At 63.7% G+C, this 19,035-nt stretch carries 19 protein-coding genes; 14 read left to right on the forward strand and 5 right to left on the reverse strand.

Annotated features, from left to right (window positions below; translation table 11 throughout):
• Positions 1 to 16: 16 nt before the first annotated feature.
• Positions 17 to 613 carry a chalcone isomerase family protein gene (locus PAQ31011_RS07990; RefSeq protein ID WP_150575314.1) on the reverse strand — a complete coding sequence of 199 codons (597 nt, stop codon included), beginning with the start codon at positions 611 to 613 and terminating at the stop codon, positions 17 to 19.
• A 726-nt stretch (positions 614 to 1,339) separates the two neighbouring features.
• Here PAQ31011_RS07990 and PAQ31011_RS07995 point away from each other — a divergent pair.
• From PAQ31011_RS07995 to PAQ31011_RS08005, 3 genes are all read left to right on the forward strand, one after another.
• The gene (locus tag PAQ31011_RS07995; RefSeq protein ID WP_174984604.1) at positions 1,340 to 2,209 is read left to right on the forward strand and encodes a ferritin family protein; all 870 of its coding nucleotides are present in this window, start codon (positions 1,340 to 1,342) and stop codon (positions 2,207 to 2,209) included.
• Between the two features lie 186 nt (positions 2,210 to 2,395).
• Positions 2,396 to 2,899: a D-glycero-beta-D-manno-heptose 1-phosphate adenylyltransferase gene (rfaE2, locus tag PAQ31011_RS08000; protein WP_150575315.1), complete on the forward strand. Its 504-nt coding sequence runs from the start codon at positions 2,396 to 2,398 to the stop codon at positions 2,897 to 2,899.
• Positions 2,896 to 3,903: an asparaginase gene (locus PAQ31011_RS08005; protein WP_150575316.1), complete on the forward strand. Its 1,008-nt coding sequence runs from the start codon at positions 2,896 to 2,898 to the stop codon at positions 3,901 to 3,903. Before rfaE2 ends, PAQ31011_RS08005 begins: the two co-directional genes overlap by 4 nt.
• 109 nt (positions 3,904 to 4,012) lie before the next feature.
• Here the strand turns inward: PAQ31011_RS08005 and PAQ31011_RS08010 are convergent, their stop codons facing one another.
• Genes PAQ31011_RS08010 through PAQ31011_RS08020 form a run of 3 tightly spaced genes read right to left on the reverse strand, consistent with a single transcriptional unit; the run spans position 4,013 to position 6,976 of the window.
• On the reverse strand, positions 4,013 to 4,864 hold the full coding sequence (locus tag PAQ31011_RS08010) for an SPOR domain-containing protein (RefSeq protein WP_150575317.1): 852 nt from the start codon (positions 4,862 to 4,864) through the stop codon (positions 4,013 to 4,015).
• Position 4,865: 1 nt separating this feature from the next.
• Complete coding sequence (locus tag PAQ31011_RS08015) at positions 4,866 to 5,960, reverse strand: type III pantothenate kinase (protein ID WP_150575318.1); 1,095 nt, start codon at positions 5,958 to 5,960, stop codon at positions 4,866 to 4,868.
• Entirely contained in the window at positions 5,960 to 6,976 is a 1,017-nt protein-coding gene (locus tag PAQ31011_RS08020) for a biotin--[acetyl-CoA-carboxylase] ligase (RefSeq protein WP_150575319.1), read from the reverse strand. Before PAQ31011_RS08020 ends, PAQ31011_RS08015 begins: the two co-directional genes overlap by 1 nt.
• Positions 6,977 to 7,216: 240 nt before the next feature.
• On the opposite strand from PAQ31011_RS08020, the gene PAQ31011_RS08025 reads away from it, so the two are divergent.
• The 11 genes from PAQ31011_RS08025 (at position 7,217) to PAQ31011_RS08075 (ending at position 17,844) form a co-directional block, all read left to right on the forward strand.
• Positions 7,217 to 8,338, forward strand: coding sequence for an MlaE family ABC transporter permease (locus PAQ31011_RS08025; protein WP_425495092.1), 1,122 nt, complete (start codon positions 7,217 to 7,219; stop codon positions 8,336 to 8,338).
• Positions 8,338 to 9,273 carry an ABC transporter ATP-binding protein gene (locus PAQ31011_RS08030; RefSeq protein ID WP_246179440.1) on the forward strand — a complete coding sequence of 312 codons (936 nt, stop codon included), beginning with the start codon at positions 8,338 to 8,340 and terminating at the stop codon, positions 9,271 to 9,273. The genes PAQ31011_RS08025 and PAQ31011_RS08030 overlap by 1 nt, the downstream gene beginning before the upstream one ends.
• The gene (locus PAQ31011_RS08035) at positions 9,263 to 10,228 is read left to right on the forward strand and encodes an MlaD family protein (protein ID WP_150575320.1); all 966 of its coding nucleotides are present in this window, start codon (positions 9,263 to 9,265) and stop codon (positions 10,226 to 10,228) included. Before PAQ31011_RS08030 ends, PAQ31011_RS08035 begins: the two co-directional genes overlap by 11 nt.
• Positions 10,225 to 11,070 carry an ABC-type transport auxiliary lipoprotein family protein gene (locus PAQ31011_RS08040; RefSeq protein ID WP_246179441.1) on the forward strand — a complete coding sequence of 282 codons (846 nt, stop codon included), beginning with the start codon at positions 10,225 to 10,227 and terminating at the stop codon, positions 11,068 to 11,070. The genes PAQ31011_RS08035 and PAQ31011_RS08040 overlap by 4 nt, the downstream gene beginning before the upstream one ends.
• Positions 11,071 to 11,085: 15 nt before the next feature.
• Positions 11,086 to 12,258, forward strand: coding sequence for a VanZ family protein (locus tag PAQ31011_RS08045; protein ID WP_150575321.1), 1,173 nt, complete (start codon positions 11,086 to 11,088; stop codon positions 12,256 to 12,258).
• Positions 12,259 to 12,533: 275 nt separating this feature from the next.
• The gene (locus PAQ31011_RS08050) at positions 12,534 to 14,075 is read left to right on the forward strand and encodes an MFS transporter (RefSeq protein WP_150575322.1); all 1,542 of its coding nucleotides are present in this window, start codon (positions 12,534 to 12,536) and stop codon (positions 14,073 to 14,075) included.
• Positions 14,076 to 14,231: 156 nt separating this feature from the next.
• The gene (locus tag PAQ31011_RS08055; RefSeq protein ID WP_039395291.1) at positions 14,232 to 14,564 is read left to right on the forward strand and encodes a (2Fe-2S) ferredoxin domain-containing protein; all 333 of its coding nucleotides are present in this window, start codon (positions 14,232 to 14,234) and stop codon (positions 14,562 to 14,564) included.
• Positions 14,565 to 14,625: 61 nt separating this feature from the next.
• A complete protein-coding gene (locus tag PAQ31011_RS08060) occupies positions 14,626 to 15,264 on the forward strand; it encodes an alpha/beta hydrolase (RefSeq protein WP_150575323.1) in 639 nt (212 codons plus the stop codon).
• 129 nt (positions 15,265 to 15,393) lie between these two features.
• Positions 15,394 to 16,710, forward strand: coding sequence for a D-alanyl-D-alanine carboxypeptidase family protein (locus tag PAQ31011_RS08065; protein WP_425495093.1), 1,317 nt, complete (start codon positions 15,394 to 15,396; stop codon positions 16,708 to 16,710).
• A 19-nt stretch (positions 16,711 to 16,729) separates the two neighbouring features.
• Positions 16,730 to 17,578, forward strand: coding sequence for a D-amino acid aminotransferase (locus PAQ31011_RS08070; RefSeq protein WP_150575325.1), 849 nt, complete (start codon positions 16,730 to 16,732; stop codon positions 17,576 to 17,578).
• Entirely contained in the window at positions 17,575 to 17,844 is a 270-nt protein-coding gene (locus PAQ31011_RS08075) for an HP0495 family protein (protein ID WP_150575326.1), read from the forward strand. The genes PAQ31011_RS08070 and PAQ31011_RS08075 overlap by 4 nt, the downstream gene beginning before the upstream one ends.
• A gap of 71 nt (positions 17,845 to 17,915) precedes the next feature.
• Here PAQ31011_RS08075 and PAQ31011_RS08080 read toward each other — a convergent pair whose 3' ends face one another.
• A complete protein-coding gene (locus PAQ31011_RS08080; protein ID WP_150575327.1) occupies positions 17,916 to 18,956 on the reverse strand; it encodes a transcriptional regulator GcvA in 1,041 nt (346 codons plus the stop codon).
• Positions 18,957 to 19,035 lie beyond the last annotated feature (79 nt).

Genomic DNA, 19,035 nt, shown 5'->3' on the forward strand with positions numbered 1-19,035 from the left:
GTGTCCGGGCGCGGGCTCAGCGGGCGTCGCTGATCAGTTCCGCGCGAAGGTCGGGCGCGCTGGTGCGCGGGTCCAGCCAGATGGCGAAGAAGGCGCGTCCGAAGGCGTCGCCTGCGATCTGGCCGATGAGCTTGCCGTCCGAGAAGAAGCGCGTGCCGTCACCCGGCCGGAAGACACCCGTGAGGTGTTGTCCCGCGGAGACGTCCGGCAAGATGCGCGCGAGTTCTTCGGCCCAGTGCTGGCGCTCGGCGTCGGTCCCGACTTGCAGCTTGCTCATTTCGATGAGGCTGCGCTGTACGAGCGTGTGGGACTTGAAACTTCGCGCGTAGCGCACGTCGAGCACGAGCGGATGCGTACTCCAGTTGGCGCTGAGTTGATTCGAGCCAGAGAAGAGGGCGGCGTCGTAAAGGTGGAAGCCCATTCGCGAGAACGAGCCCTGACCGACGAGATGCGCGGACGGGATTTCCCGCGAGGCGAGTTGCCCGGCGTCGAACGCCAGGGCGCTGGGCGCTGCCGCCACGGCCATCAAAAAGCAGGCGGTGCGCAACCAGGCGGCAAAGTCGGGACGACGAACGGTGCGTACCCGGTTTGCCCGAAGTGTCTGAAGTGCCATGCTCGGCTCCCTATCGGTGAAGGGATCAAGGATTCAGTCGAGTCGGTAGGCCCATTGGCGGCGCCCGGCTCGTTCAGCCGGTGCGTCTGCCCGTCGTACGTGTTGCGTAATTGCGACTGAGAACTATCCTCAAAGTGAGGCGGGGCGAACGGCGATTGCCGGGCCAGCCTGACATGATGCTGAGGTGGTGTCGTCGCAAATTCGGAACGATTGCTTCCAGCGTAGACCATGGGACGCCGCCTGCGCAGGCCCGTGGCACAAGGACATACCCTGACGCGTCACCTGAAATCGCCCGCCGGACGACCGGGGCAGGGTAAGCATTGACTGCATGCAACCGTCTATCAGGAGGTGCGTGTTGGGAAGTCTCTCGCTCCCTCAGCTTAGGAGGTTTGCGTGACAATTTGACAGGCGTCAAAATTACGACGCATTACCGTCACGTGAGTGTCAAACGTCACGGTAATTAAGGAGAATTATGTTATGATTCAAGAGTTTGCCCATATTTTAGTAGGGTCGCTCTAAGCCATTTTGCCAGGATGCGGCCAGATAACAGGCGTGAAATCGCCGTCCTTTCGCGACGGCAGGGTTCAAGACGTGGAACCGGACGGCGGGGGCCGACCGAGACCCGCTCACCGTTTTGTCTGTCGAAATTCGGCGTAAACTTTCACAATACTATCTTGAGTCCTGGTGTAAGGTCTCGCGACCTTGGGGGTAATTGAAATGACCGAAATGCTGTATCCCGAACTGTACAAGTCGCTGGAGGCAGTGCGTTGGAACATGGAGAAGGACATTCCGTGGGACAAATTCGACGCTAGCCAACTCACCGACGATCAGGCGCGCACCATCAAGATGAATGCCATCACGGAATGGGCGGCGCTGCCCGCGACCGAGATGTTCCTGCGCGACAACCGTGACGACAGCGATTTCTCCGCATTCATGAGCGTGTGGTTCTTCGAAGAGCAGAAGCACTCGCTGGTGCTCATGGAGTACCTGCGCCGCTTCCGCCCGGAACTCGTGCCGACCGAAGCCGAACTGCACGCTGTGCGTTTCCCGTTCGATCCGGCACCGCCGCTCGAGACGCTGATGCTGCACTTCTGCGGTGAAATCCGTCTGAACCACTGGTATCGCCGTGCTGCCGAATGGCACACCGAGCCGGTCATCAAGCACATCTACGAAGTCATTTCGCGCGACGAAGCGCGTCATGGCGGCGCTTACCTGCGCTACATGAAGAAGGCCATGACGACCTTCGGCGATAACGCACGTGCTGCGTTCGCGAAGATCGGCGTGTTGATGGCTGCGGCGCGTCGCACGGAAAAGCCGCTGCACCCGACCAATCTGCACGTGAACAAGGAACTGTTCCCGAACGATACGGTGCAGTCGCGTCTGCCTGAGCCGGAATGGCTCGAACACTGGCTCGACGAGCAAATCAAGTTCGACGACAGCTGGGAAAAGAAGGTGGTCGAGCGCATTCTGCACAACATGTCGCTGCTGTTCGAGCGCACGTTCGCGACGGCGCAGGACCTGAACCGCTACCGCAAGGAAATCACGGTCCGCCTCGCGGCCGTGACCGCACCGGCACCGGTCGCGGCGTCTGCGTAAGCTGTTTCGCAGGCGAACTTCGCTGTATCAGCAAGAAAGGGGCTTCGGCCCCTTTTTGCTTTTGCGCGGCGCATCTGCGTGCGGACCCGTGTCGCCGAACGTTCGGCATCGTCGACCCTCGCAAAGCCGCTCGTGGGACAATAGCGGCCATCTTCGCGAATAGCGCGTCCACTTCGATCGAGCGTCATGTCCACTCCCCAAGTCATTCCTCCGGCCGATTTCGAGGCCAAGATCCTCTCGCGCGAAGCGCTTGCGGCGCTCGCACCGACGCTGCCGCGCCCGCTGGTGTTCACCAATGGCGTCTTCGACATTCTGCATCGCGGTCATGTGACCTATCTGGCGCAAGCACGCGCGCTCGGCGGATGCCTGATCGTCGGCGTGAATACCGACGCCTCGGTGCGCACCCTCGGCAAGGGCGACGACCGGCCCATTAACAATGAGAACGACCGGGCGGCCCTGCTCGCGGCGTTGCAAAGCGTCGATTACGTGGTGACGTTTGGTGAGACGACCCCCGAAGCGCTGATCGCAGCGGTGCAGCCCGACATTCTGGTGAAGGGCGGCGATTACGACATGGACAAGTTGCCCGAGTCTACGCTGGTGCGCGGCTGGGGCGGCAAGGCGTTGGCGATTCCGTTCGAACATCAGCGCTCGACGACGTCGCTGCTCAAGAAAGTGCGAGCGCAATCATGAGTCTCGCTCCGCTCGTTGAAGTCACGCGTGGTGCCAACGGTGTCGACACCGTCGAATGCATCCATTACGGTTCGGTCGCTGTCGTCGACGCGCAAGGGCGCTTGCGCTATGCCGCAGGCGATCCGTCGTTCCTCACGTTCTCGCGCTCCACGCTAAAGCCGTTTCAGGCGCTGCCCTTCGTGGAAGGCGATGGCGTGGCTCACTTTGGTTTGACGCAACCCGAGCTGGCGCTGCTGTGTGCGAGCCATTCCGGCGAGTCGTTTCACGTCGAGGGCGTGAAAAGCCTGTTGAGCAAAGCGGGGTGCGACGAACATCATTTGCAGTGCGGATGCCACGTGCCGACGTTCTATTCCGCCACCGGCAAGCGTGCACCGGCCGATCTGAAGCCGACGCCGCTGCACCACAACTGCTCGGGCAAACACGCGGGCTTCCTCGCGTATTGCGCACAACACGGTTTGCCCCTCGATACCTATCTCGATCCCTCGCACCCGTTGCAGCAGCGCATTCGCGCCCGTGTGGGCGACGTTGTCGGTGTTGCAGGCGATGCGCTGCCGCTGGGCATCGATGGTTGCTCCGCGCCGAACTACGCGCTGCCGCTCGACAAGCTCGCGGCGGCCTACGCGCGTCTCGCGGCGAGTGACGATGCGGCGCTCTCGACGCTGTTCGACGCGATGACGCAGCAGCCGGAGATGGTGTCGGGCACCGCGCGCAACGACCTCGCCTTCATGCGCATGGCGCCCGGTGACTGGGTGGCAAAAATCGGCGCGGACGGTGTGCAGACCATCGGTGTTCGCTCCGCTGGCCTGGGCATCGCCATCAAGGTGGTCGACGGCAACATGCGTGCGCTCTACACCGCAGCGGTGGCGGTCCTCAAAGCACTGGGCCTCGTCGATGCGCCGGAAGCCACCGGTCTTGCCCCGTGGGTGTCGCCTGTGGTCAAGAACGCGCGTGGTACGCAAACCGGCGTTGTACGGCCGGTCGTCGACTTGAAGCGGGTGAGCTGAAGTCTTGGCGAACGGCGGGCGGCGCTCGCCACCGCACCCACTAACGCCCGCAGATTTCCTCGCATCCTCGTGAATTACTGCCGATTCGCAGGATGCGTGCGGATGTTTGCTAATGCACCCCGACCGGCGGGCTTCCCGCTGGTGCGGGGCATGCTTTCACCAGTTGTGCTGACCACTGCTGCGTGACGACGCCACGCACCTGCGTTGCCGCGTTCGCGTTGATACCGGCAATGCGATAGATGATCCGGCTCTTCGCATTCGGCCTCTCGCTCAATTGCGGCGTCAGGCCTTTCTTCTGTGCGGTCGCCATCAGACGTGTCGCCCGGTCCTTGTCGTTGAACAGCCCGAGCGAGACGACGATATTCGAACCCTCGTCGTTGAGCAGGAAGTATTCGGTTACGCCTGCCGAGCGCAATTGCGCCACCTGCTTATCAGCGGCGGCCTTGTTCGGCACCGGGTCGAGATGCACCCAGTAGCGTTTGTCGACGGCGACCGACTGAATGTCGCCCTGACCGGCGGGTAGCGCGGCGAGCAACAGACCGCGCGCTTGTTGCGCGTCGTTTGCGGCAAACGGTCCGATATCGAGGCAGGAAGACGAGGCGGCGGCTGCGGCCGCCTGAGACGCGCTCGCGTCGCTGGCGACGACGCTTGGCGCAGCGGCCGCCACGGCTTGACTCGCCGCCGATGCGGCCGCAGACGCTGCGGTGCCGTCGGAAGGCGCGGTACTTCCGCTTGCACTGTCCGGTGCTTCGGCCGTCACCGACGACGCACGCACCAGTGTCCCACCACTGATGTTTGCGCCCGTCAGGCGAATGTGAGTGGGGTCGAGTTGTGTCTTGACGCGGGCCGGTTCGCGGCCGGTTTCCGGCAGCACGTCACGCCATTTCAGCCAGCCCAGTTGCACGGCCGCAAGTGCCGCGTTTGCGGCGAGAAACATGACGAGCAACAACGCGCGCAACATCTCAGACGCCTCCTCGTGCTTGTCCGGCGTCGAGTGGTGCTTCTGCCGGGGTATGGGTCTCGGTAGCTTTTGCCGCCGACGATTCTGCCGCGTTTAACGCGACTTCGTAGAGTCCTGCCGGCACGAGCTGATCGTGCTCGGTAAATGGCAGCGTAAGCGTTTGTGCGAGTGCATGACGCGCACCGCCGGAAAGCACGCAGCGCACGGGCGCGCCGAGCTGTGCCTCGAGCTGTGCGTAGCTGCGTTCGACGAGACCAGCCTGCGCGGCAGCGCAGCCGCGAAGAATGGCCTCGGTCGTGCTGCGTGCGAATGCCTGACCACCCGAAGGCATCGTGGCGTCGAGCGTTGGCAGCTGCGCGGTGCCCTGAGCGAGCGATTGCAGCATCAGCGCGGGGCCCGGGGCGATCAACCCGCCGAGATAGTCGCCGTCGCCGCGCAACGCCTCGACGGTCGTGGCGGTACCCAACGTCACGATCAGGAGGTGTTCTCCCGGCCACGCGGCGTGCGCACCGATCAGGCTGGCCCAGCGGTCGCTCCCGAGCTGCGACGGCGTGTGATAGCCATTACGCACACCTGCGCGAGCGTCGCTCGCGCGCAGCACCTGAAGCCAGTCGGCCGACGCCATGCCCCACAGCGTCTGCAACGTCATGCGCACGGCCTGTTCGGCGGCATCGCCCGCGACATTGGTGAGCCAGACGCCGGCGGGCGCCGGGCAGATGAATCCGTCGTGCTGCCCGCCCTGCCCGATGGCGAGCGGCGCAGCGTTGGGAGCGAAGTGCCTGCCGTCGGCATCCGATGTCGTAGACGCATCGGCGGCAAGTGCCGACCAGCCAGCGCGAATTTGGGTGGCCAGCGTGCGCCACTCGGCGTGATCGACCGCGCCGCTGGCGAGGAAAGACGGCGATGCGGCGCGCCAATGTGCCGGTCGCGCAGCCGGTGCCAACGCCCACTTGATGCGGCTGTTGCCGGCGTCGACCAGCAGCCACGGGGCGGCATTGTCGTTGACGCCACTGTTCGTCGCGACAGGCGTGCCGTCTGTGCCCAGCAGGCTTGCGGATCGTGGTGATGCCGGTGACGGTCTACGGGGCGCGGACATCAGCGGTCTCCCTGCGTTCCGGGAAGCTTCGTTGCGGTAGACGGGTCGAGCAAGCGTACCGAGACTTCGCCGCTGGCGATCGTACGCTCACCTTCGTTCGTTGCCACACGCAGGCAGCCTTGCGAATCGACACCGAGTGCGACACCGTGCAACACGTCGCGTCCGTGTTCGATCACACGAATCGATGATCCACCGTAGGCATGCATCGCTTCCCAGTCTTCGCGGAACGCGTCGAAGCGTTGCGCATCGAAACGCGCGAGCATGGCCGCCAGTCGTTGGACCAAGGCAATGAGGACCGACGACATATCAGGATCCACGAGGACCGATTCGAGCGCAGCGGGCGGTGTGGCCGGGACCGCTTGCGTGGCGGTATTGGGCACTGTCGCCGTTGCACTCTGAACAGCCGCACTGTCGATGCGTGTCGCCACGTCGCCTGCATGACGAAGATTGACGCCAATGCCGATGACGACGCCGATGCGTCCCGGGCCTGCCGGGACCGTCTCGATCAGAATGCCTGCGAGCTTGCCGCCGCGCAGCAGGACGTCGTTGGGCCATTTGAGCCCGAGCGCCTGCGGGGCGGATACCGGCAGATCCGACAATCCCTCCACGACGGCGACGCCCGTTGCCAGCGACAGTCCGGCCAGTTGTGCCGGACCGCCGGACATTACATAGGCCAGAGAGAACGTCAGGCTGTCGCCCGGCAAGCTTTGCCATGCACGCCCGCGCTGGCCGCGACCGGCGGTCTGATGCATGGCGGCGCGCACGACCGGTGCGCACGTTGCGTCTTCGCGAAGGCGTGCGAGCAGGTCGAGATTGGTGGAACCCGTGGTGTCGACGACTTCGATCTGCCAGTCGCGGCAAACCGCCGCCAGACGCGAGCGGATGCGCTCACCGTCGAGCCGACGCGCGGCGGTGTCGTGGGCGGACGTTGCACTCGCGCCGGAGCGGCTTTCCGGCGAACCGGAAGCCGTGGCGTCGAGCGGAGCGCTGGGCGAAGAGGGTGCGGCGTTATTCATGGCTGCTATTGTAGCGGCGAGGTTGGCGCTGCGCCGGCCTGTCCTGCGTCGAAGGCCCTATTTCGGCATCATCCGAGGCGCGCATCGGACAATTCCGGCAGGTTTTCAGCCGCCGCCGGGTTGCCATCGTATGGCCGCGCCTGTACCGTACAATGACCGCGTTTTGCCGCGCCCGTTGCTGCGCCTTTTGCTGGATACACGCCGGATTCCGGCGCGTCTGTTGTCAGGAGATCCTCAGTTTTGAACCTCGATGCCGTACCCACTCTCGAGCTGACCACCTCGGCGCAAGGCCCGGTGGTCATGCTGCGTGGCCTGTGGACGGCCTTGGCGCTTTCACAACGCAAGAAAACGCTCATCGGGCTGGTGCGTGCGTTGCCGCACGGCGAACTGGCGTGGGATCTCACTTGTGTGGAGCGCCTCGATCACGTGGGCGCGCAAGCCCTTTGGCGCTACTGGCAGCGCAAGTACCCCCAACGTATCGCGTTGACCGCCACGCAGCGCGCGCTGTTCGATCACCTTGCCGAATTCGACCGCACGCGTCAGAGCCCGGTGCCCAAGCGCCGCATCGACCCCGTCAGTCAACTGGGCTATTCGCTGTTCACGCTGGGCGAGCATCTGCGCGACGGCATCTCGATGTTCGGTCGATTCGTGATCGACCTCGGGCGTGTCGTTCGCCATCCGTCGCGCGCGCCATGGCTGGAGATGTCCGCGAATATATACAGTGCCGGGGCGAAGGCACTCGGCATCACGGCGATGGTCGCGTTCCTGATCGGCATCGTTCTGTCCTATCTGTCGGCCCAGCAACTGAAGTTGTATGGGGCAAGTACGTTTATCGTGAACATTCTCGGTCTATCGGTGATCCGGGAGTTGGGGCCGGTGCTTTCCGCGATTCTCGTCGCAGGGCGCTCAGGATCGGCGATCACGGCGCAACTGGGTGTGATGCGCGTGACCGAAGAACTGGATGCCATGCGCGTGATGGACATCCCGCACGGCTTGCGACTCGTGCTGCCGAAGGTCATTGCGCTGGCCATCGCCATGCCGTTGCTCGTCATGTGGACGAATATCGTGGCGCTGCTCGGTGGTGCCATCGCAGCGAAGTACGAACTCGGCATCGGACTGCACTATTTCTTCACGACGCTGCCCAACGCGGTTCGCATCGCGAACTTGTGGATCGGTTTGGGGAAGGGCGTTGTGTTCGGCATGCTGATTGCACTGGTGGCGTGCCACTTCGGCATGCGCGTCAAACCCAACACACAGAGCCTTGGCGAGGGCACGACACAGTCGGTGGTCACGTCGATCACCGTGGTGATTCTGGCCGATGCCGTCTTCGCTATCCTCTTCCGTAACGTGGGGATCGGCTGATGAGCGAACCTATCGTGCGCGATCCTGCCAACACCGCTGCGGTCTCGCCGCCGCCGGTTCAGAGCGACGTGCTGTTCGGTGCGTCGGCCGGGTGCCCGCCGGTGTCGTCGACGTTGCCTGGCGAAGCCGAGCCGGTCATCGAAGTTCGCGATCTCACGAAACGCTACGGCACACACACGATTCACGAGCATCTGAATCTCACTGTGCGTCAAAGCGAGATCATTGCGCTGGTGGGCGGATCGGGATCGGGCAAGACTACCTTGATACGGCAGATCATCGGTCTCGAAGGGCCGACCAGCGGGCATATCAGCATCTTCGGACACGACATCACCATGATCGACCGGCGCACGGCGCATCTGTTGCGTCGTCGCTCGGGCATGTTGTTTCAGCGCGGTGCGCTGTTCTCCGCGATGACGGTGTTCGACAACATCGCGCAACCGCTGCGGGAACTGCATACGCTCTCGGAAGATTTGATTCGCGATGTGGTGATGTACAAGTTGGAGATGGTCGGGTTGTCGGGACGTATGGCTAATCGCATGCCGTCGGAATTGTCGGGCGGCATGATCAAACGTGTCGGCATTGCGCGCGCCATCGCACTGGAGCCGGAGCTGCTGTTCCTCGACGAACCGACCGCCGGGCTCGACCCGCAGGCGTCGGACGAGTTCGTGGACATGGTGCGCGGCCTGCACCGATCGCTGGGACTGACGGTCGTGATGGTCACCCACGATCTCGACACGGTGATGATGCTCGCGACCCGTGTGGCGGTGCTGGCGGATCGCAAGGTGCTCGTGAACGCGCCGGTCGAAGACGTGGTGCGTGTCGATCACCCGTTCATTCACAGCTTCTTCCTCGGTGAGCGCGGTAGACGCGCGTTGCTGGCTTTGCCTGCGGCACGGCGCGCCAAGATTTCGGAGTTACTCGACGATGGAAAATAAATCGCACGCTTTCATGGCGGGCCTCTTCACGCTGGTATTGCTCGCCACTGTCGCCGCTTCGGTGTACTGGTTCAATCGCGACAACCGTGTCCGTGTGCCCTACGACCTGGTCTCGCGCACCAACGTGACCGGCCTCAATCCAGAATCGGCCGTGCGTTATCGCGGTCTGGGTGTGGGCAAAGTCGAGTCGATCAAGTTCGATCCCCGCACGCCGGGGCAGATCCTGATTCGCATTCTCGTGAACGAAGGCACGCCGATGACCAAGTCGACGTTCGCCACGCTCAGTTATCAGGGCGTGACGGGGCTGGCCTTCGTGCAACTCGACGACGACGGGCACGACCGCACGCTGCTGTCGTCCTCCGAGACGCATGTCGCGCAGTTGCGCCTGCGCCCGAGCTTCGTCGACGAGCTTCAGCGGCGCGGCAACAACCTCGTCCATCAGCTTGAGGAAGCGACGTCGTCGGTCAACAAGTTGCTCGACCCCGAGAATCGGCAGGCGATCGTCGATTCGATCAATAGCGTGAAGACCGCCGCCCAGAGCGTGAACCGTGTGGCGACGCAACTCGAACCGGTGACGAAGCAACTGCCGGAGACCGTGCGCGAGTTGAACGGCACGCTCGCCGGCGCACATCGTCTGACGAATCAACTGACCGATCCGCAGGGACCGCTCGTGCGTAATCTGGATAGCGTGGGGCGGGCGGCGGATCAGGCGGCATCGAGCATGGCGGCGTTCCAGGGCACGATGCAGACGTTTGAAGGTTCGCTGCAACAGGAGGCGCTGCCGCGTCTGAATCGCCTGTCGGACGATCTGCGCTTCACGTCGCAGGCGGTGGGGCAGGCCGCAGAGACGATCAACCGCAATCCGCGCGCCTTGCTCTTCGGCACGTCGCCGCCGCCGCCGGGGCCGGGGGAAGCCGGCTTCGCGTGGCCGAATGGGGCAGGGGCAGGTCAATGATGCGCGACACCGTCATGCAAGGGGATATCGAGATGAATAACGGTAAGGGCGGTTTCGTCACGTGGCTGTTCGGTCTTGGGGCTGCGCTGGGGACTGCGGTGCTGGTCGCCGGATGTGCCGCACCGGCACCCTCGGGTGCGCTCGCGCGGTTCGACCTTGGTCCGCCAACGATTCCTGCATCGGCGGTGACCGGTGTGAACGGAACGAATGGTGCAGCCGGTGCCAACGCGCCCGCCTCGGACGTCGCGGCCGCCGGTGCGCAGCAATTGTCGCCGCTCAAGATTGTGGTCAACGCGCCGAGCTGGCTCGACTCGGACATGATTTATTACCGGTTGCCCGCCAGCGAAGGCGATCAGGCGCGTGTGTATGCGAACAGCCGCTGGCTCGCGTCGCCCGCACGGCTCTTTGGCGATCGACTGCGTGCAGCGCTGTCCGTCGACCGTGTGGTGCTCGCCGCTGGCGACCCGGCGGCGGCCCCGGCGCTGCGTGTCGAGCTTGAGGAGTTCGCGCAGTACTTCGACAGCACGTCGGCCAGCCATGGCGTAGTGCAGGTCCGTGCGACGTTGTTCGACGGGCCAAAGCTGCTCGCACAGACGACGTTGCGTTCGCAGGCACCTGCCCCCACAGCGGATGCTGCCGGTGGTGCGCGTGCACTGGCCACCGCGAGCGATGCGGTGCAGAAGCAGTTGATCCAGTGGCTTGCCGGACGTGTCCCGGCACCTTCGGCAACAACGCGTGCGCCCGCGCAGTCGCGTGCGTTGCCCGCTGCTTCTTCCCCCGCTTCTTCCCCCGCTTCTTCCGCAGGTTCGTCGCCGGCGAGCGCTTCGGCGCCGTCGCGATAGCGGGTCGTCTCGCCGATGCCCGAGCACGAAGTCAAACCCTGGCAACGACGCGCTTCTCCGCTTACGCGTCAGGCGCTGCTGTGCCTGATCCTGCTGATGGCCTACGCCAGCCTCTATCCGTTTGAGTTTCAGCGGGCGCCGGTCGGGCCGTTCGACTACCTGTTCGCACCGCTGCCCCGCTGGATGACGACGTTCGATGTCGTCACCAACGTGCTGGGCTACATCCCGCTGGGTGTGCTGACTGTGTTGGCGTTGCATCCGGCATGGCGCGGCACGCGTGCGGTGCTCGCCGCGTTCGTGCTGGGCACATTGCTCTCGTGCGGCATGGAGGCGTTGCAGACGTATCTGCCCACGCGCGTGGCGTCGAATGTCGATCTCGCGACGAATGCGCTGGGCGCCCTCATTGGCGGTGCGATTGCCGTGCCCCTCACCAGTCCCTTGCTCGATCGCGGATGGCTCCGCCATTTGCGCTTCGCGTGGTTCGAGCGTCATGCGAGCCTGCTGCTCGTGTTGCTGGCGCTGTGGCCGTGGGCGCAGGCGTATCCGCAGCAATTTCTCTTTGGCGACGGCGACCTTGTCCGGCAAATCTGGCTCTGGCAGGACCCGGATATCACCGATCTGGTCCTCGACTGGGTGCCGAAGCTCGGGGAATTGCAGGACTATCTGTCGGCGCTGGATGCCGTCGCGAGCCACGCCCTGTGGGAGACGGTCGTGACCGCCAGCGGCACGATTCTCGCGGGAATGCTCGCGACGCTGGCCATGCGCCGCACGGCACCGCGTGTGCCGCTGCTGTGCGCGATGTTCATCAGCGCCTTCGCGATCAAGGCCATCGCGGCGGCGTGGCAGTTCTCGCCCGCGCAGGCGTTCGACTGGGTGACGGCAGGCGCGATTTACGGATTGATCATCGGCTCGCTCGTGCTGACGGTAGCAGGGCGCGGGCCGCGCTTTCTGCGAGGCGCTGTGGCGCTGGCGGCGCTGGTCGTCCTGCTCGTCTTCGTCAATCTTCTTCCAGCGAATCCGTACTATGAGGCGGCGCTTCAGTCGTGGCGTCAGGGCCAGTACGTGCACTTCAACGTGCTGGCGCGCTGGCTCGCGTGGACATGGCCGTATCTCGTGCTGATCTACCTGCTGGCGATGTTCGATCCGAGCCATCGTGGTCCGGCGCGTAGCGTCGGTAAGCGGGACTGACGCCGGAGCGCGCCCGGAATTCCGGCGTTTTTGAGGGCGCGCCGACGCTCCCGACGGAAGGGTGAGATGCCCGCCAAGCCCCGTCAGGCAAGCGTTTTCGCCCGATTTCCCCAGTTCATTGTTTCCAAATTGGAAATAGCGTATTGGCCGTCTGCCCATTGGTGAGGCAGCCCCTGACTTCTAAACTCTCATGTAAGGCGTACTGAGACTTGGTGCGTCACGACCGCCCGGCATCTACAGGCAGATCCCGGGCGGTTTTCATTGGGGAGGCGAAGATGAGTACCTGGGGATTGGTGTTTGCGCACAAGACACGGCAGCGCGTGCTGATGGCCGTGATCGCGGCGGCCACTGGCATCGAGATGCTGGAGAACGGCATGTTCGTGTTCGCGTCGTCGCATATCGCGGGCGGCGTCGGCGCAGCCCCGGAAGAGTACGCCTTCGTCTCCACGCTTTACGCCGTCGCAGGCATTCTCGTCATCCTCAAGCAACGCTGGCTCGCGTCGCGACTCGGTTATCGCGGGTTTCTGACTGGTGCACTCACGCTCATGGCGTTCGGCGCATGGCTGTGCGGCATGGCGCACAACCCGGTGGAGCTTGCCGCCGCGCGCTTCGTGCTCGGGCTGGGCGCCGGATCGCTGTTCACGGCGAGTCGTATTCTGATCAATCTGTGCTTTGCCCCCGAGCTGCGACTGCGCGCGCTGTTGTTCTTCACCTACGGCTTCTTCGGTGCGCAAATCTCCGCACCGCTGCTCGCGAGCTATCTCGTCGATCATTTCCTGTGGTCGTCGGTGTTTCTCATCATGGTGCCGATTGCACTCGCCGGGGCGCTGGCGTCGTGGCTCGTCATTCCGGACTTTCGTGAACGTCTGCGTGACGAAGGCGAGTTCGAAATGCGCGGCATCGTGTTCTTCGCGGTGGGTGTGCTGCTCGTCGAAGTGATGATGCAACGCTCGCGCTTCGATTTCTTCTCCAACCCGTTGCATCTGCTCGAACTCTGTCTGGTCGGTGCGATCTGCGCCATCGGCTATATGTGGCATCAGTATTCGCATCACAAGCCACTGATCGACTTTCGCGTGCTCGTGCGCAATCCCGTGTATGTGCTCGGGCTGGGCGGGTACGCGGTGTACTACTTCTTCTCGTATTCGACGTCCTATCTGTTCCCGATCTACATGCAGCAGGGGCTGAACTGGAGTGTCGAGCACACGGGGTATCTGCAAGCGGTGGCGTCGGTGACGAGTCTCGTCGTGGCCGTGATTTACACGATCGCGCGCCCGAAGTTCGTGAAGCTCAAACCGTTCGTGCTGCTCGGCTATCTGTGCCTGCTCGGCTACGCGTTCTTGCTGTCGCAGAGCTATCAGGGCGTGTCGAGTCGGTGGCTGATTCTGCCGATGGTGCTGAGCGGCCTGGGCGGTGTGTTCGCGATGATTCCGATTGCCGAGCTGACGTTTCGCGGCATGGACGAGTACGTCTTTCAGCATGGCTATCAGACGAAGAACATCGTGCGTCAGTTGGTGAGTTCGATGTCGGTCTCCGTGATGGCGGTGCTGATGCAAGACCGTCAGGCCGTCTTCATGCATCAACTCACGCCTGCGATGACACCGCTCAACCCTGCCTACAACGCAGCCGTCTCGCAGGCGCAGCAGACGTTCGGTGCGAGTGTCGACGCGACGACGGCGGCACACATGGCGTCGGCGTGGGTGGGCAGTCTCGCGTCGCAACAAGCGCTGGTGCTTTCGTGCGTGAACGTGTTCTTCGGCTTCGCGTGTCTGGCCGCCTTCTGCGCCTTGTTCATGGCAGTGCAACGGCGTCTTCGCTGACCTGTGTCCGGGTGTCCCGGAATCTGCATTTCCTCATCTCGTCGGTGCCGGGCGCTGCGTGCGCCCGCCGGGGCCGTCCGCAAGCCTTAAGCAGGTCGGTTAGAATGCCCGCAACACGTCGTAACGTTGCCAATTCCCCCACATAAAAGCACCGACATGGCCACCACCCAGTCGCAGTACTACAAGCATCACGTGTTCTTCTGTCTCAACCAGCGCGAAGCAGGTGCCGACCGTCCGTCGTGCGCGAACTGCAATGCGCAGTCGATGCAGGAATACGCCAAGAAGAAGGTCAAGCAACTCGGTCTGGCCGGTCCCGGTCAGGTGCGGGTGAACAAGGCCGGATGCCTGGACCGTTGCGAGCTGGGGCCGGTCGTCGTGATCTATCCCGAAGGGACCTGGTACACGTACATCGACGAGACCGATATCGACGAAATCGTCGAGAAGCATCTGGCGCAAGGCGAGATCGTCGAGCGCCTGTTGATCGACTGATCGACCGAACTGCCGCCTTGTCGACGCAGCGTCGGCCTCGCACTCCAGACCTACTTCGCTCATGAACGCTCAGACTGAACGCTTCACCATCGACGGCCCGGTCGGCGCCATCGAAATCGCTATCGATCGTCCGGCCGGTGGGCCGGAAAATCTGCGCGGCATCACCCTCGTCGCCCACCCGCATCCGCTGTTCGGCGGCTCGCTCGACAACAAGGTGGCGCAAACGCTCGCGCGTGCTTTCGTCCAGCTCGGTTACGCCGTAGTGCGTCCGAACTTCCGTGGCGTGGGCAAGAGCGAAGGCGAGCACGACAAGGGCATCGGCGAGCGCGACGATCTGATGGCCGTCATTACCTGGATGCGTCAGCAACCGGGCTGGGAAACGCCGCCGCTAGCACTCGCCGGTTTCTCGTTCGGCACGTTCGTGCTCTCGCACGTGGCCAAAGCGCTCGAAGCCGCGGCCACGCCGGCACAACGTCTGGTGTTCGTCGGCACGGCCGCGAGCAACTGGGACGTGGCGACCGTGCCGGCCGACACGCTCGTCATCCACGGCGAGAAGGACGATACGGTGCCGCTGCAATCGGTGCTGGACTGGGCGCGTCCGCAAACCTTGCCCGTCGTGGTAATCCCCGGCGGCGAACACTTTTTCCACGGTCTGTTACCGCTGTTGAAACAGATCGTGGTCGATGCGTGGCGTCATTGATACATCTGGCCCGAATTTCGGGCCGTTTCGTCTGACAGCGACCTGCTTCGCTGGGGACGTCGAATGGCGACGGGTATAATTCGCCTCTGAACCTTGTCGTGCCGTGTCGGGTCTATTTCCCAGAACGGCATGGCTCCGGTGCTCCGGTGCCGCCGTCTTCTTCGCCGTGCCGCGCTCGCCAAAGCGTGGGTTGCACGGTGCCTTCAAGCGCAGATGCCTCTGAGTTTTGCTTCGCTCACTTCGTTTTTCTCATCGCCAATGAAATTCAACGCTTCGCTGTCCCGTGCCGCCGCCGCCGCGGCGATTGTCGCTTGTGGCTCGCTTGCTACGCTTCCCGCCCGTGCTCAACAGATTCCGCCGCCGCCGATGTCGGCCAAGGCGTGGACGATTGTCGACGTCACCAGCGGTCAGGTGCTCGCCGCAGGTGATCCGGATGCCCGCGTAGAGCCGGCCTCGCTCACGAAGATCATGACGACGTATCTGGTCTTCGAAGCCCTGCGCGACAAGCGCATCTCGATGGACCAGACCGTCATTCCGGGCGAGTCGGTTCGCAAGGTGGGTCGCGACGAATCGCGCATGTTCATCGAAGCCGGCAAGCCGGTCTCGGTGCGCGATCTGGTCTCGGGCATGATCATCCAGTCGGGTAACGACGCCTCCATCGCACTCGCCGAACTCGTCGGCGGCTCGCAGCCGGGCTTCGTCGAGCTGATGAACCGTGCTGCACAGCGCATGGGCCTGAAGAACACCCATTACACGAACGTCGACGGTCTGACCGACCCGCAGCACTACACGACGGTGGCCGACATCGCCACGCTGTCGACGCACATGATTCAGGACTTCCCCGAGTACTACAAGATCTACTCGGAGAAGAGCTTCACGTACAACAACATCCGCCAGCCGAACCGCAACCGTCTGCTGTCGCTCGATCCGACGGTGGATGGCCTGAAGACGGGCCACACGAAGGAAGCGGGTTACTGCCTCGTGTCGACGGCGTCGCGCCCGTTGCCGGGTGCCGCCGGCGTGAACCGCCGCGTGTTGTCGGTGGTCGTGGGTGAGCCGACCGAGCGCGCGCGCGTGCAGGACAGCCTCTCGGCCCTGAACTACGGCTATCAGAACTTCGACACGCTGCGCGTGTACGGCGCGAATCAGGTCGTGGCTACGCCCAAGGTCTGGAAGGGCAAGGACAGCGAACTGAAGATCGGCGTGAAGAAGGACACCTTCATCACCGTGCCGAAGGGCATGGCCGACAAGATCAAGCCGCAGCTCGAACTGCGTGAGCCGCTGATCGCACCGATCGCCAACGGCGCGCAAGTCGGCACCGTCAAGGTCATGGCAGATGGCAAGCAGCTGGCCGAATTCCCGGTCGTGGCGCTGGCCGACGTGGCGCAGGCCAGCTTCATCGGCCGTGCATGGGACGCCCTGCGTCTGATGTTCGTCAAGAAGTAACCGGGAAGCCGACCGCATCATGAACAACCCCACCGTCTGGCTCAATGGCGAACTGATTGCGCTTGCCGACGCGAAGATTTCCGTCCTCGATCGAGGTTTCCTCTTCGGGGACGGGATCTACGAAGTCGTGCCGGTCTATCACGGCAAGCCGTTCCGTCTCGCGCAGCATCTCGACCGCCTTGAGCGCAGTCTCGCGGAAATCCGCATCGCGAACCCGTACACGCGTGCCGAATGGGAAGCGCTCTTCGCGCGCCTGTCGGCCACGTGCCCGGCCGATCCGCACAGCGTCTACGTGCAGGTCACGCGCGGTGTCGCGCCGCGTCAGCACACGTTCCCGAAGGACATCACGCCGACCGTGTTCGGCATCGCCACGCCGCTTACGCTGCCGAGCCGCGAGAAGGTGGAGCAGGGCGTCGGCGCGGTCACGCATGAAGACCGTCGCTGGTTGAACTGCCACATCAAGTCGACGTCGCTGTTGGGCAACGTGCTGATGGCGCAATACGCGGCCGATCACGAAGTGCAGGAGACGATTCAGTTCCGCGACGGGTTGCTGACGGAAGCGTCGTCGAGCAACGTGTGGGTGATCAAACGCGGTGCAATGGCCGCGCCGCAGCGCGATAATCGAATTCTCGAAGGTATCCGCTACGGCGCGCTCGAATCGTTCGCGCAGGAATGCGGGATTGCGTTCGAGGAGCGTGCGGTGAGCGAAGCGGAAGTGCGCGACGCCGACGAACTGCTGATCACGTCTGCCACGAAGGAAGTGCTGGCGGTCGTCACGCTCGACGGCAAGCCGGTGGGCGACGGCAAGCCGGGCCCTGTCTTCCGCGCGCTTTATGCGGCGTATCAACGCGCCAAGGAGGCACTATGACGGAAGAGAAGAAGAGCCTGATCGAGTTTCCGTGCGACTTCCCCATCAAGGTGATGGGGCATGCGCAGGACGGTTTTGCGCAGGCCATCGCGGAGTTGCTGCGCGAGTTCGATGCGCAGTTCGACGCGGCGACGATGGAAATGCGTCCGTCCAGCACGGGCAAGTATCTCGGTCTGACCGTCACGGTGCGCGCGCATTCGCAGGCGCACCTCGACGACATCTACCGCAAGCTGACGTCGCATCCGATGGTGAAGGTGGTGCTGTAAGCGACGTAGTATCGATGCGCGCCTGAGTTCGCCTCGGGCGCGCGTCTTCAGTCTCCCGATCCCCGGATCGATCAGGCGTGCGTCGGTGCCCCGTCGTCGGGCAGCTTCGCGGGGTCGAGACCCAGTTGCGCATCCGTCGCCATCTCCCCAGCCGTCGCGGCCATCCCCGCCGCCAGCGCAGCACGGCTCGGCTTCGTCGGACGCTGCCGTGTGTCCTTCACCAGCTCGAACGCCGCCACTTCCTCCAGAAACCACGCTCTGAACGCCTGTACGCGTTTCGTCTCCAGCACGGCCAGCGGACACACGAAGAAGTAATCCCATTCGCAAGGCGTATCGACGTCGGACAGCCGCACGAGGCGTCCCGCCATGATGTCGCCGACCGCGAGCGAACGACGCACCAGCGCCACCCCCTGACCGACGATGGCCGCCTGCGAGAGCATGCCGGAATCCTCGTACATCATCCCTTGCATCGGCTCCGGGATATCGAAGCCTGCGGACGCGAACCACGGGGCCCACGGCTCATCTTGCGAGCGCAGCAGCGTGCTTTGGCGAAATTCGTCGGCGGTCTGCGGCAGCTTGCCGTCGTTGTATGACGGACTGCACGCGGGGAAAAAGACGTCGTCGAGCACCTTCTCGATGTGCAGCCCCGGCCAGTTGCCTTTGCCCATGCGCAGGGCGATGTCGACGTCGTCGCGCTCGAAATCGGTGAGCTGCGCGCTGCATCGCAACTCCACTTCCAGTTCCGGATGACGGTCGATGAAGCGGCCGATGCGCGGCGTCAGCCAGCGGCTGGCGAACGACGGCATGGTGGTGAGCACCAGACGCCGCTCGCTGCGTGTGCCCGCTTGCAGCTTGCGCGTGGCTTGGGCAATGTCGGTGAGGGCAGCCCGGATCGACGCGGCGTACTGACGCCCTGCTGGCGTGATGCTGATGCGCTTGCCATTGCGGGTGAACAGCGTGGTGCCCAACTCCTGCTCCAGCGCACGAATCTGATGGCTGATCGCGCCGTGCGTGACGAACAGTTCTTCCGCCGCACGGGAAAAGCTCTCCAGGCGGGCAGCCGCCTCGAAGGCGCGCAAGGCGCTAAGGTTGGGAAGTCTCCGAAGATCCATGTGAGCTTTATTCGCAAGGCCGTGAAAATATGTCGTTTGGTACGGCGCCTGCCAGTCCCTATGATTCAGTCATTGTCTC

The sequence above is a fragment of the Pandoraea aquatica genome, assembly GCF_902459565.1.
Classification (GTDB): domain Bacteria; phylum Pseudomonadota; class Gammaproteobacteria; order Burkholderiales; family Burkholderiaceae; genus Pandoraea; species Pandoraea aquatica.